The following is a 13,511-nucleotide window of genomic DNA, read 5'->3' on the forward strand; positions in this document are numbered from 1 at the left end:
CCGGGCCCCGGGTGAGTCCTCTCTTCGAAACGGCAGGCCAGCGTGGAAGTTGTCATCGTTCCCGATGCCAAGGCGGGCGGCGAACTCATAGCCGAAGCCATGGCGCAGCTGCTCCGGCGCAAGCCCGACGCCCTGCTCGGGGTGGCCACCGGCTCGACGCCGCTGCCCGTGTACGAGGCGCTGGCGGCCAAGGTGCGTTCGGGTGCCGTGGAGACCGCGCGGGCACGGATCGCCCAGCTCGACGAGTACGTGGGGCTGCCCGCGAAGCACCCGGAGTCGTACCGCTCGGTGCTGCGGCGCGAGGTGCTCGAGCCGCTGGGCATCGGCATGGACGCCTTCATGGGCCCCGACGGGACGGCCACGGACGTGCAGGGCGCGTGCGAGGCCTACGACCGGGCGCTGAGCGGGGCCGGCGGGGTCGACCTCCAGCTGCTGGGCATCGGCACCGACGGGCACATCGGCTTCAACGAGCCGTGCTCTTCGCTGGCCTCGCGGACGCGGATCAAGACCCTGACCGAGCAGACCCGCGTCGACAACGCGCGCTTCTTCGACGGTGACATCGAGCAGGTGCCGCACCACGTCATCACGCAGGGCATCGGCACCATCCTGGAGGCGCGGCACGTGGTGCTGCTCGCCACCGGCGAGGGCAAGGCCGACGCGGTCGCCGCCAGCGTCGAGGGCCCGGTCGCGGCGGTGTGCCCGGCCTCGGCGCTGCAGCTGCATCCGCACGCCACGGTGGTCGTCGACGAGGCCGCCGCGTCCAAGCTGAAGCTCGCCGACTACTTCCGGCACACCTTCGCCCACAAGCCGGACTGGCAGGGCATCTGACCGGTCCCGTCCCGCGGAGCCCCGCGGGACGGACACTTGCGCGTCAACGGCGCCGGATCCCTTGCGGGACCCGGCGCCTTCGTCTGTCCGGTGCCGCGCCCACAACCGCACGGACCGTGCCGCGCCTCTGCGCCGCCCGGCATGCCGAGGGCGCCGGCCCGTCACGGGACCGGCGCCTTCGGTGTGGCGGCAGTGTGTGTCAGACGCCCGCGACGGCCTCCGCCGCCGCCCGGCCGCAGACGCGGGCCGCGCCGTGGGTGGCCAGGTGCAGGGCGCCGCGCGGCTCCGCGCGCGGGACGCCCATCTCGACGACGATCGTGTCGGGCCGGGCCGCCAGCAGGACGTCGAGGGCGGCCGCCATCCACGGGTGGCGGTGCTCGTCGCGGACGACGGCGACGATACGCCGGGAGCCCGCCGCGGCCAGCGCCTCGCGGCCCGCGTCGGCCCCGTTGAAGCTGCCGGTCTCCGTCCCCGGGAGCAGGCGGCCCAGCTCGGCGGCCACGCCCCAGGGGGTCTCGTCGCCGACCGCGATGTTCGCCACCGGGGTGAGCGCGGCGACGTACGGCGGCTCGGTGAGCGGCGCGGACTCCCCCGCGACGGTGACCCGCAGCGCGCGGCGGGCCGCACGCAGGCCGACATCGCCGTCCGCGGTGTCCGAGGCCCCGTCGCCCGGCCGGTTCGCCGCGGTCCAGCGGGCCAGTGCCCTGACCCGCTCCGCCGCGTCTGCCAGGCGCTCCTCGGGCAGCTCGCCCGCCCGCACGGCCTCGACCAGCGCGTCGCTCAGCCGCCGTACGGTGCCCTCGTCGCAGAGGCCGCCGCCCACGCAGATCGCGTCGGCACCGGCCGCGATGGCCATGGCGGTGCCGCGTTCGATGCCGTAGGTGCCGGCGATGGCCTTCATCTCGATGCCGTCGGTGACGATGAGCCCGTCGTAGCCCAGTTCGCCCCGGAGCAGGTCGGTCAGGATGCGGCGGGACAACGTTGCCGGACGGTCCGGGTCCAGGGCCGGGACCAGGATGTGGGCGCTCATCACCGCACGGGTGCCGGCGGCGACGGCCGCGCGGAACGGGACCAGATCGCGCTCGGCCAGCACGCCGGCGTCCACGTCGATGCGCGGCATGGCGTGGTGTGAGTCGATGCCCGTGTCGCCGTGGCCCGGGAAGTGCTTGGTGCAGGTGGCCACGCCGGCCGACTGCATCCCGGTGACGTAGGCCGCGGTGTGCCGGGCGACCAGGTCGGTGTCGGCGCCGAAGGCCCGCACGCCGATGACCGGGTTGTCCGGGTTGGAGTTCACGTCGGCGGACGGCGCCCAGTTGAAGTCGACGCCCGCGGCGGCGAGCCGGCGGCCCAGTTCCGCGGCCACCGCCCGGGTGAGCCCGACGTCGTCCACCGCGCCGAGGGCGTGGTTGCCGGGGAAGGAGGAGCCGGTGCGCACCTCCAGGCGGGTGACGTCGCCGCCCTCCTCGTCGATCGCGACCAGCACGTCCTCGCGCTCGGCGCGCAGCTGCGCGGTCAGGGCCGCCACCTGCTCGGGCGAGGTGACGTTGCGCCCGAAGAGGGCGACGGAGGCCAGCCCTTCGCCGAGTCGGCGCAGCAGCCAGTCGGGTGCGGTGGTGCCGGCGAAGCCGGGCTGGAGGACGGTGAGCGCGTCGCGCGTGAGGGTGTCGGTGGCCTTGGCGATGGTCGTCATGGGTGGCGTCATCCCTTCACGGCGCCGGCGGTCAGGCCACTGACGGCCTTGCGCTGGAGGTAGACGAAGAGGATCAGGATCGGGACGGCGAACAGGGAGGAGGCGGCCATGGTCGCGCCCCAGTCGTCGCCGAAGACGGTCTGGAAGCTGGTCAGCCACAGCGGCAGGGTCTGGGACTCCGCCTCCTTGTTGACGACCAGGACGAGCGGCAGCTCGTTCCAGGCGGTGATGAAGCCGAACATCGAGGTGGACATCAGGCCCGGGGCGAGCAGCGGCAGGATGACGCGGCGGAAGGCCTGGATGCGGGTGCAGCCGTCGACCATCGCCGACTCCTCCAGCTCCTTCGGCACGGCGGCGACGAAGCCGCGCAGCGTCAGGATGGTGAAGGGCAGGATCATCATCATGTAGAAGAGGGTGAGCGGCACCAGGCTGTTCAGCATCGACGCGTCGCGCACGATCATGTAGATCGCGATGACCATGACCTCCCAGGGGGCCATCTGGGCGAGCATGAAGCCGACGATGAAGCCGCGCCGCCCCTTGAACCGCATCCGCGCCAGGGCGAAGGACCCGGCCAGGGCGATGATCAGCGAGAAGACGACCGCGCAGACGGTGACGATGAACGAGTTGCCGACGTACGTCCAGAAGTGGTCGGCTTCGGTCGCGGTCTTGAAGTGCTGGAAGGTGACGTCGGTCGGGAACCAGACCGGGTTCTCCGAGATGATGTCGCCGGTCGGCTTGAAGGCCGTGGAGAACATCCAGTAGACGGGGAAGACGAGGCCGACGAACAGGACGACGGCCGTGACGTTGGGCCACAGGCGGCCGTAGAGCGAGCGCTTCACAGCTCGTCCTCCTCTTGCTTGAGCACGATCCTGAGGTAGTAGGCGGTGAGGCCGAGCAGGATCAGGATGGTCAGGACCGCGATCGCCGCACCCATGCCGTAGTGCTGGTTGCCGACGCCCTCGATGTAGGCGTAGACGGGCAGGATCTCGGTGAGACGGTCCGGTCCGCCGCCGTTGAACGTGTAGACCTGGACGAAGGCCTTGAAGATCCAGATGACCTCCAGGAACGTCGTCGCGTAGAGGAACGGGCGCAGGAACGGCATGGTGACCGAGGTGAAGCTGCGCCACACGCCGGCTCCGTCGAGGGCGGCGGCCTCGTACAGCTCGCCCGGGATCGTGGTGGTCGCCGCGTACAGGTTGATCGCGACGAACGGGACGGACATCCAGACGATCAGCACGGTGACGACGAAGAAGGTCGAGAACTGGCTGCCGGTCCAGCTGTAGTCGGCCATGGAGTGCCAGCCGAGCTTGTCGAGCACCCAGTTGACGACGCCGAAGCGCTGGGCGAAGAGCCACTGGTAGACGGTGGTCGCGGCGACGACCGGCATGGCCCACGCCAGCACCAGGCCCATCATCAGCACGAACCGCATCGTCCTGCCGAGGCGGGCGAGCAGCAGGCCGATCAGACCGCCCACCACCATGGTGAGGACGACGTTGACCGCGGTGAAGACGATGGAACGGACGGTGACGCGCCAGAAGTCCTCGCCGGTGAGGACCTCCTTGTAGTTGTCGAAGCCGGTCCACTCGGTGACGTGCTGGATCAGCTGCGCCATGTTGAGGTTCTGGAAGGACAGCAGTCCGTCCTTCACCAGCGGCCAGCCGAGCAGCAGCACGGTGGCCGCGGCGGCGGGCAGCAGCAGCAGATACGGGGCCAGCGCGCCGGCGCGCGACGCGGCTCTCGCTCTCGGCCCGCCGGTTCCCCCACCGTCCGCCTTGCGGACGTCCGACGGGCCTGAGGGCGGCCGTTCGGTCTGCACGGTCATGCTCGCGGTCTCTCTCTTCTCGACCTGTTCACCTCGATGCCGGGGCGGGGGCCGTCGTGTCTCAGCCCCCGCCCCGGCTCGCCCAGTGCTACTGCTGCTGCGCCAGGCGCTTGTTGAACTCGCCCTCGACCTGCTTGGCGGCCTCGGCCGGGGACTTGCCCTTCATGACGGCCGTCAGGTACGTCTTGATCGGGTTCGGGTCGTTCTCGACCGCGGCCCACTCCGGGATCAGCGGCGTGGTGTCACCGGTACCGGCGGCCGGCGCGGCGGCCTCGGCGGCGGCGTTGCCCTTCAGGTTGCCCTGCAGCGCCTCCTTGTTCGGGATGACGCCGTTGGCCTTGGCCAGCCCGCCCTCGAACTTGTCGGAGAGCGCGAGCTTCAGGAACTCCCTGGCGAGCTCCTGCTTCTTGCTGCCCGCGGCGACGGCCAGGTTGGAGCCGCCGAGGAAGACGCCCTCGGGCTTGTCCGCCGCGGCACCCGGAATGGTGAAGTAGCCGAGGTCCTTCTCGATCGCCGGGTTGGTGGTGATCGCCGTGGCACCCTCCCAGCCCATGCCGATGAAGGAGCCGGTCTTGCCCTTGGCGAAGATCTCGCCCTGCTGCGGGGTGGCCTCGTCCTTGTCCTTGGGGGCCTTGGAGAGGGCCTGGAACTTCTTGTAGGTCTCGGTGGCCGCGGCGACCTTCGGGTCGGACAGGTTGGAGACGTACTTGTCGCCGTCCTTCTTGACCAGCTCGCCGCCCTCGCCGATGACCAGGCCCACGAAGTGGTACCAGTTCTGGCCGGGCAGGTAGATCGGCTCGGCGTCGGTCTTCTCGCCGATCGTCTTGAGGTCGTTGTAGAACTCGTCGCGGGTCTTGGGCAGTTCCTTGATGCCCGCGTCCGCCCAGATCTTCTTGTTGTAGACGACGACGCGGTTGACCACGAACCACGGGGCCGCGTACTGCTTGCCGTCGAAAACGGCGGACTTGTTGAGGGACTCGGACCAGTCGGTGCCGATCTCGCCCTTGAGGTCGCTCAGGTCGGCGAGGCCGCCGGTCTTGGCGTAGGCCGGGGTCTGGGTGTTGCCGATCTCGAAGACGTCGGGCGGGTTCTCCTCGGAGAGAGCGGTGGTCAGCTTCTGCTGGATACCGTTCCACTTCTGGATCTCGAACTTGACCTTGGCCTTGGTCTTCGCCTCGAACTCCTTGGCGAGGTCGGCCTGCCAGTCGTCCGGCGAGGAGCCGTCCATCACCCACACGGTGAGCGTCTCGCCGGCGTACCCGTCGGCCCCGGCCTTCTTGTCGTCGTCACCGCTGTCGCCCCCGCATGCGGCGATCGAGACCATCATGCCCGCGATACCGATCGCGGCTATAAGCTTGCGCTTCACGCCAACCCTCCTCAGGGATGCCACACAACCCCCCTGCCTCCCCGCGGTTGCTCGTCGACGCGGACCGCCCTCGGGGCCGGGACCTGGACCAATGGTGTAGACCAGTACGGGGAGCTTGGCCCAGACCAATAGGCCTGTCAAGGGTGTTCAAACTCCGTCAGTCCGTCCGTGATGGGACCGAGATATGCAGGGACCTTTCATTGCGCAAGCGACAGAACGGGCGGACCGGGACCGGGTGTACCACCCCCCACCGAATGACGTGCCGACAGGGCGCCGAACGCGCGTACCAGCGACGTCCGACCGCCCTGTGGACTAGACCAAGGGTGTTCCCGCGGGTATACAGAAGGGATCACGGAGCGTGCGGGGGCCATCCCGGCGCGAAGCCGTGCCACGATGTGAGCCGTGGCCGACAGGGAAGCGGTCGCTTCGGCACCCGGAGCCGGGAAGGCAGAGCATGAGCACCGACGTCAGCAGTGCGGAGAACGAGGGTGGGGCGACCGTCCGTACCGCGCGCGTGCCCAAGTACTACCGCCTGAAGAAGCATCTGCTCGACATGACCCGGACCCAGACGCCGGGCACGCCGGTCCCGCCCGAGCGCACCCTGGCCGCCGAGTTCGACACCTCGCGCACGACGGTGCGCCAGGCCCTGCAGGAGCTGGTCGTCGAGGGCCGCCTGGAGCGCATCCAGGGCAAGGGCACCTTCGTCGCCAAGCCCAAGGTCTCGCAGGCGCTGCAACTCACCTCGTACACCGAGGACATGCGGGCCCAGGGCCTCGAACCCACCTCGCAGCTGCTGGACATCGGCTACATCACCGCCGACGACCGGCTCGCCGGACTGCTGGACATCACGGCCGGCGGCCGGGTGCTGCGCATCGAGCGGCTGCGCATGGCCAACGGCGAGCCGATGGCCATCGAGACCACCCACCTCAGCGCGAAGCGCTTCCCGGCACTGCGCCGCTCCCTGGTGAAGTACACGTCCCTCTACACCGCGCTCGCCGAGGTGTACGACGTCCACCTCGCCGAGGCCGAGGAGACCATCGAGACCTCCCTGGCCACCCCGCGCGAGGCCGGTCTGCTCGGCACCGACGTGGGCCTGCCGATGCTGATGCTCTCCCGGCACTCGCAGGACCGCACCGGTGAGCCGGTGGAGTGGGTGCGCTCGGTCTACCGGGGTGACCGCTACAAGTTCGTGGCCCGCCTCAAGCGCCCCCAGGACTAGTACATACCCGGCATACCTCCCCGCGCGCGGGCGCGAAGTTGCAGTTGAGGACCGATATACGGACGAGGTCTTCCGCTGTCTTGACACCGTCACCTACATTTCGTGCGCACTGCACGAGGTGATCAGCGAGGGGACGGAGCCGCGCATGTCGGAAGACACAGAAGTGAGCAGAGAGCCGGTGGTGACGCCGGTGCGCGTCGTCATCGGGCTCTGTCTCGTCGCACCGTTCGTCGCCATGCTGTGGGTCGGTTCGTACACGAAGACGGACCCGACCTTCATCGGCATCCCGTTCTTCTACTGGTACCAGATGGCCTGGGTGCTGATCTCCACCCTGCTGACGGTGACCGCGTACAAGCTGTGGCAGCGCGACCAGCGCGGACGCGCCGCCCACTCCGCCGCCGCCCACTCCACCGCGAAGGGCGGTGAGTCGCGATGAACGACGGCGTGAACGGCGTCGCACTCGCCGTCTTCATCTTCTTCTTCGTCCTCGTCACCGCCATGGGCTTCCTGGCCGCCCGCTGGCGCAAGGCCGAGAACGAGCACAGCCTCGACGAGTGGGGCCTCGGCGGCCGCTCGTTCGGCACCTGGGTCACCTGGTTCCTGCTGGGCGGCGACCTGTACACCGCGTACACCTTCGTGGCCGTCCCGGCGGCGATCTACGCGGCGGGCGCGTCCGGGTTCTTCGCGGTGCCGTACACGATCCTGGTCTACCCGCTGATCTTCACCTTCCTGCCCCGCCTGTGGTCGGTCTCGCACAAGCACGGGTACGTGACGACCTCGGACTTCGTGCGCGGCCGGTTCGGCTCCAAGGGCCTGTCGCTGGCGGTGGCCGTCACCGGCATCCTGGCGACCATGCCGTACATCGCGCTCCAGTTGGTCGGCATCCAGGCCGTCCTCGACGTGATGGGCGTCGGCGGCGGCGAGGACACCAACTGGTTCGTCAAGGACCTGCCGCTGCTGATCGCCTTCGGCGTGCTGGCGGCGTACACCTACTCGTCGGGGCTGCGCGCGCCCGCGCTGATCGCGTTCGTGAAGGACGCGCTCATCTACATCGTCATCGCGGTGGCGATCATCTACATCCCGATCAAGCTGGGCGGCTTCGACGACATCTTCGCGGCGGCGAACGACAAGTTCACCGAGGCGGGTGCGGGCGGGGTGGTACCGGCAGCGGGGGGCCAGTGGACGTACGCGACCCTCGCGCTCGGCTCGGCCCTGGCGCTCTTCATGTACCCGCACTCGATCACCGCCACGCTGTCCTCGCGCAGCCGTGAGGTGATCCGCCGCAACACCACGATCCTGCCGCTGTACTCGCTGATGCTGGGCCTGCTGGCGCTGCTCGGCTTCATGGCGATCGCCGCCGGGATCCAGGTCAAGAACGGCCAGCTGGCCATCCCCCAGCTGTTCGAGAACATGTTCCCGGACTGGTTCGCGGGCGTCGCCTTCGCGGCCATCGGCATCGGCGCCCTGGTCCCGGCGGCGATCATGTCGATCGCCGCCGCGAACCTCTTCACCCGCAACATCTACAAGGACTTCATCAAGCCGGACGCCACGCCGCAGCAGGAGACCAAGGTCTCCAAGCTGGTGTCGCTGCTGGTGAAGGTGGGCGCGCTGATCTTCGTCCTGGGCATGGACAAGACCGTCGCGATCAACTTCCAGCTGCTGGGCGGCATCTGGATCCTGCAGACCTTCCCGGCCCTGGTCGGCGGCCTGTTCACCCGCTGGTTCCACCGCTGGGCGCTGCTCGGCGGCTGGGCGGTCGGCATGGTCTACGGCACGGTCGCCGCCTACGGTGTCGCCTCGCCGACGCAGGCGCACTTCGGCGGCTCCTCCGACGAGATCCCCGGCATCGGCGAGATCGGCTACATCGGCCTCACCGCCTTCGTGCTGAACGTCCTGGTCACCGTGGTCCTGACCTTCGTCCTGAAGGCGGTCAAGGCGCCCGACGGCGTCGACGAGACCCGGCCGAGCGACTACACGGCGGACGCCGGCGACCCCGGCGTCCAGGTGGAACTGCCGCCGGCCACGGCGGGCAGCTCGCACTAGCGGTCCTGTTCAGCGGGCCGTCGGAGAAATCCGGCGGCCCGTTGTCGTACCCGTGGGGCACACTCGGCGTCATGGACTTCGTGATCCGGCGGGCGACGGCCGAGGAGTACGACACCCTCGGCGAGATCACCGCGCAGGCCTATCTGCGCGACGGCCTCCTCGACTTCGGGGAGAGCGACGCGTACCTGGACGAGCTGCGCGACGTGGGCAAGCGGGCGGCGGACGCCGAGGTGCTGGTCGCCGCGGCCGACGGCCCGGTGCTCGGCGGCGTGACCTTCGTGCCGTCCGGCGGCCCCATGGCGGACATCGCGCGCCCCGGCGAGGCCGAGATACGCATGCTCGCCGTCGCCCGGGAGGCTCGCGGCCGCGGGGCCGGCGAGGCCCTCGTGCGGGCCTGCGTCGACCGCGCCCGGGCCGTGCCGGGCTGCGTGAGCGTGGTGCTGTCCACCCAGCGCACCATGGTCACCGCCCACCGCCTCTACGAGCGTCTGGGCTTCGTCCGCACGCCCGACCGCGACTGGAACCCGCTGCCGGAGCTGGACGACATCACTCTGCTCACCTACGAACTGACGCTCTGACACCGGCACGACACGACGGCAACACAAGATGTGGGGGTGCTCCCGCCACCCGGCACTAGATGTATGCTCGTGCTCGCTGTCGCCCGCAGGGGAATCCGGTGCGAATCCGGAACTGTCCCGCAACGGTGTACTTGCGTGTGTCCGCACGTTTTCGCACGTGCGCGCACGCCTGTCCAGTCCGAGGACCTGCCGACAGTGCGCCCGGCCGTCCCGGTCCGGGTGCCATGACGTCCGGGCCTCGTGGAGTGGGCCGGTGGACGCGACGCCGTGCGCGCTCGTGAGCCCCCCTGCCCTCCGCCAGGCCCCGTGCCGAGCGAGGGAGTGCTCCACGTGACCATCGCGCCAGCAGATCCGGCTTCAGCGACCCGGGTGACGGCGACCGGGGAACCCGACGGCCCCGGTGCCGCCCTGCTGCGGACCCTGACCGGACTGACCGCCGACCTCCCCGGCGCCGACGCCGGCCGGGTGGCCGCCGCCGCACTGCGCGGCCGGTCCGCCCACGCCGACGAGGCCGAGCTGCGCGAGCTGGCCACGGAGGCGGCCGCCGGCCTGATCTCCGAGGACCCGGTCTACTCCCGGCTGGCCGCCCGGCTCCTGACCAGCGGCATCCGCGCCGAGGCCGCCTCCCAGGGCGTCGTCGCCTTCACCGACTCCGTCGCCACCGGTCACCGCGAGGGCCTGATCGCCGACCGCACCGCCGCCTTCGTACGGCTGCACGCGGTCCGGCTCGACGCGCTGGTCGACCCGGACGCCGACGACCGCTTCGGCTACTTCGGGCTGCGCACCCTGTACAGCCGTTACCTGCTGCGCCACCCGATCACCCGGAAGGTCGTCGAGACGCCCCAGCACTTCATGCTGCGCGTCGCCGCCGGACTCGCCGAGGACGACACGGTCCGCGCGGCGGAGGAGGTTGCCGCCCTGTACGGCCTGATGAGCCGCCTGGACTACCTGCCCTCCTCCCCCACCCTCTTCAACTCCGGCACCCGGCACGCCCAGATGTCCTCCTGCTACCTCCTGGACTCCCCCAAGGACGAGCTGGACTCCCTCTACGACCGCCTCCACCAGGTCGCCCGCCTGTCCAAGCACGCCGGCGGCATCGGCATCGCCTACTCCCGCGTCCGCTCCCGCGGCTCCCTGATCCGCGGCACCAACGGGCACTCCAACGGCATCGTCCCGTTCCTGAAGACGCTGGACGCCTCGGTCGCCGCCGTGAACCAGGGCGGCCGGCGCAAGGGCGCGGCGGCGGTCTACCTGGAGACCTGGCACGCGGACGTCGAGGAGTTCCTGGAGCTGCGGGACAACACCGGTGAGGACGCCCGCCGTACCCACAACCTGAACCTCGCGCACTGGATCCCGGACGAGTTCATGCGCCGCGTGGACGCCGACGGGACCTGGTCGCTGTTCTCCCCCGCCGACGTCCCGGAGCTGACCGACCTGTGGGGCGAGGAGTTCGACGCCGCCTACCGCAGGGCGGAGGAGGCGGGGCTCGCCCGCAAGTCGCTGCCCGCCCGCGAGCTGTACGGCCGGATGATGCGCACCCTCGCGCAGACCGGCAACGGCTGGATGACCTTCAAGGACACCGCCAACCGCACGGCGAACCAGACCGCGGTCCCCGGTCACGTCGTCCACTCCTCCAACCTCTGCACGGAGATCCTGGAGGTCACCGACGACGGGGAGACGGCGGTCTGCAACCTGGGCTCGGTCAACCTCGGCGCGTTCGTCGACCCCGCGAGGGACGACATGGACTGGGAGCGCCTGGACGCCACCGTCCGCACCGCCGTCACCTTCCTGGACCGGGTCGTCGACGTCAACTTCTACCCGACCGAGCAGGCGGGCCGCTCCAACGCCCGCTGGCGCCCGGTCGGCCTCGGCGCGATGGGCCTCCAGGACGTCTTCTTCCAGCTGCGCCTGCCCTTCGACTCGCCCGAGGCGAAGGCCCTGTCCACCCGCATCGCCGAGCGGATCATGCTCGCCGCGTACGAGACCTCCGCCGGCCTCGCCGAGCGCAACGGCCCGCTGCCGGCCTGGGAGAAGACCCGCACGGCCAAGGGAGTGCTGCACCCGGACCACTACGGCGTCGAGCCCGCCTGGCCGGAGCGCTGGGCCGCACTGCGCGAGCGCATGGCGACGACCGGCCTGCGCAACTCCCTGCTCCTGGCCATCGCGCCGACCGCGACCATCGCCTCGATCGCCGGTGTCTACGAGTGCATCGAGCCGCAGGTGTCCAACCTCTTCAAGCGCGAGACGCTGTCGGGTGAGTTCCTGCAGGTCAACTCGTACCTGGTGGACGACCTCAAGCGGCTCGGCGTGTGGGACGCGCGCACCCGTGAGGCGCTGCGCGAGGCCAACGGCTCGGTGCAGGGCTTCTCCTGGATCCCCGAGGACGTGCGCGCGCTGTACCGCACCGCCTGGGAGATCCCGCAGCGCGGCCTGATCGACATGGCCGCGGCCCGCACCCCGTACCTCGACCAGGCCCAGTCGCTGAACCTGTTCCTGGAGACGCCGACCATCGGGAAGCTCTCCTCGATGTACGCGTACGCCTGGAAGCAGGGCCTGAAGACCACGTACTACCTGCGCTCGCGCCCGGCGACCCGGATCGCCCGCGCCGCGGGCCGAGCCACCACCGTCCCCGTGCAGGCCACCCCGGACCCCGAAGCGGTCGCCTGCTCCCTGGAAAACCCCGAGTCCTGCGAGGCCTGCCAGTAATGACCACCGAGACCCCGGCGAACCCGACCACGAAGAACCTGCTCGACCCCGGCTTCGAGCTGACCCTGCGCCCCATGCGCTACCCCGACTTCTACGAGCGCTACCGGGACGCCATCAAGAACACCTGGCACGTGGAGGAGGTCGACCTCCACTCGGACGTCGCCGACCTGGCGAAGCTCAGCCCCATGGAGCAGCACCTGATCGGCCGGCTCGTGGCGTTCTTCGCCACCGGTGACTCGATCGTCGCGAACAACCTGGTGCTGACGCTCTACAAGCACATCAACTCCCCCGAGGCGCGGCTGTACCTGTCCCGCCAGCTCTTCGAGGAGGCCGTCCACGTCCAGTTCTATCTGACGCTGCTGGACACCTACCTGCCGGACCCGGAGGACCGCGCCGCCGCCTTCGCGGCCGTGGAGAACATCCCGTCCATCCGGGAGAAGGCCGAGTTCTGCTTCAAGTGGATGGACTCGGTCGAGTCGATCGACCGGCTGGAGTCCAAGGCCGACCGGCGCCGGTTCCTGCTGAACCTCGTCTGCTTCGCCGCGTGCATCGAGGGCCTGTTCTTCTACGGCGCCTTCGCCTACGTCTACTGGTTCCGCAGCCGGGGCCTGCTGCACGGTCTGGCCACCGGCACCAACTGGGTGTTCCGGGACGAGACCATGCACATGTCCTTCGCGTTCGACGTCGTCGACACCGTGCGCAAGGAGGAGCCGGAGCTGTTCGACGACCGGCTCCAGGAGCAGGTCACCGACATGCTGCGGGAGGCCGTCGAGGCCGAGCTGCAGTTCGCGCGCGACCTGTGCGGTGACGGCCTCCCGGGCATGAACACCGACTCGATGCGGCAGTACCTGGAGTGCGTGGCCGACCAGCGTCTGACCCGGCTCGGCTTCGCCCCGGTGTACGGCTCCGAGAACCCCTTCTCCTTCATGGAGCTGCAGGGCGTTCAGGAGTTGACCAACTTCTTCGAGCGGCGCCCCTCGGCGTACCAGGTGGCGGTGGAGGGCACCGTCGACCTGTCCGAGGACTTCTGAGTCCCCGCAGCCTCCTGAGTCTCCTTTCCACGGCCCCTCCCCTCCTGGGCCTCCCTGATCTGGCGGTCGATGCGCCGGTCGCGCACGATGCCGATCACCGAGGGGAGGACCATGAGGACGAGGAGTCCGAAGGTCGCGAGCATTCCGACAAGGCCTTCAATCTGGTTTCCGGTCATGACACCACTGTCACGCCGGATACTCCTTACCGGGAGTGGCAGGACTGCCGTA

General features: G+C 70.0%; 11 protein-coding genes and 1 riboswitch. Of the genes, 7 read left to right on the forward strand and 4 right to left on the reverse strand.

The window, feature by feature from the left end; translation table 11 throughout:
• The first annotated feature begins 42 nt into the window (after positions 1-42).
• A complete protein-coding gene (gene nagB / locus ACIQFU_RS16355; RefSeq protein WP_402552063.1) occupies positions 43-828 on the forward strand; it encodes a glucosamine-6-phosphate deaminase in 786 nt (261 codons plus the stop codon).
• Positions 829-1,027: 199 nt separating this feature from the next.
• On the opposite strand, the gene ACIQFU_RS16360 is transcribed toward nagB, so the two are convergent.
• The 4 genes from ACIQFU_RS16360 to dasA form a co-directional block, all read right to left on the reverse strand.
• Complete coding sequence (locus ACIQFU_RS16360) at positions 1,028-2,518, reverse strand: glycoside hydrolase family 3 protein (protein ID WP_402552064.1); 1,491 nt, start codon at positions 2,516-2,518, stop codon at positions 1,028-1,030.
• An 8-nt stretch (positions 2,519-2,526) separates the two neighbouring features.
• A complete protein-coding gene (locus ACIQFU_RS16365) occupies positions 2,527-3,357 on the reverse strand; it encodes a carbohydrate ABC transporter permease (RefSeq protein WP_402552066.1) in 831 nt (276 codons plus the stop codon).
• Positions 3,354-4,340, reverse strand: coding sequence for a carbohydrate ABC transporter permease (locus ACIQFU_RS16370; protein WP_402552067.1), 987 nt, complete (start codon positions 4,338-4,340; stop codon positions 3,354-3,356). Before ACIQFU_RS16370 ends, ACIQFU_RS16365 begins: the two co-directional genes overlap by 4 nt.
• A gap of 88 nt (positions 4,341-4,428) precedes the next feature.
• Positions 4,429-5,706 carry a N,N'-diacetylchitobiose ABC transporter substrate-binding protein DasA gene (gene dasA, locus ACIQFU_RS16375; RefSeq protein ID WP_402552069.1) on the reverse strand — a complete coding sequence of 426 codons (1,278 nt, stop codon included), beginning with the start codon at positions 5,704-5,706 and terminating at the stop codon, positions 4,429-4,431.
• 454 nt (positions 5,707-6,160) lie between these two features.
• On the opposite strand from dasA, the gene ACIQFU_RS16380 reads away from it, so the two are divergent.
• The 6 genes from ACIQFU_RS16380 (at position 6,161) to ACIQFU_RS16405 (ending at position 13,283) form a co-directional block, all read left to right on the forward strand.
• Positions 6,161-6,925: a GntR family transcriptional regulator gene (locus ACIQFU_RS16380; protein WP_402552071.1), complete on the forward strand. Its 765-nt coding sequence runs from the start codon at positions 6,161-6,163 to the stop codon at positions 6,923-6,925.
• A 145-nt stretch (positions 6,926-7,070) separates the two neighbouring features.
• A complete protein-coding gene (locus ACIQFU_RS16385) occupies positions 7,071-7,361 on the forward strand; it encodes a DUF3311 domain-containing protein (protein WP_402552073.1) in 291 nt (96 codons plus the stop codon).
• The gene (mctP, locus tag ACIQFU_RS16390) at positions 7,358-8,968 is read left to right on the forward strand and encodes a monocarboxylate uptake permease MctP (protein ID WP_402552074.1); all 1,611 of its coding nucleotides are present in this window, start codon (positions 7,358-7,360) and stop codon (positions 8,966-8,968) included. Before ACIQFU_RS16385 ends, mctP begins: the two co-directional genes overlap by 4 nt.
• 71 nt (positions 8,969-9,039) lie before the next feature.
• Positions 9,040-9,546 carry a GNAT family N-acetyltransferase gene (locus tag ACIQFU_RS16395; RefSeq protein WP_402552075.1) on the forward strand — a complete coding sequence of 169 codons (507 nt, stop codon included), beginning with the start codon at positions 9,040-9,042 and terminating at the stop codon, positions 9,544-9,546.
• A gap of 46 nt (positions 9,547-9,592) precedes the next feature.
• A riboswitch (cobalamin riboswitch) is annotated at positions 9,593-9,755 on the forward strand.
• 121 nt (positions 9,756-9,876) lie between these two features.
• Complete coding sequence (locus tag ACIQFU_RS16400) at positions 9,877-12,252, forward strand: ribonucleoside-diphosphate reductase subunit alpha (RefSeq protein WP_402552077.1); 2,376 nt, start codon at positions 9,877-9,879, stop codon at positions 12,250-12,252.
• Entirely contained in the window at positions 12,252-13,283 is a 1,032-nt protein-coding gene (locus ACIQFU_RS16405) for a ribonucleotide-diphosphate reductase subunit beta (protein ID WP_402552079.1), read from the forward strand. The genes ACIQFU_RS16400 and ACIQFU_RS16405 overlap by 1 nt, the downstream gene beginning before the upstream one ends.
• Positions 13,284-13,511: the final 228 nt, after the last annotated feature.

Source organism: Streptomyces sp. NPDC093065 (assembly GCF_044754585.1).
In the GTDB taxonomy this organism is placed as follows: Bacteria; Actinomycetota; Actinomycetes; order Streptomycetales; family Streptomycetaceae; genus Streptomyces.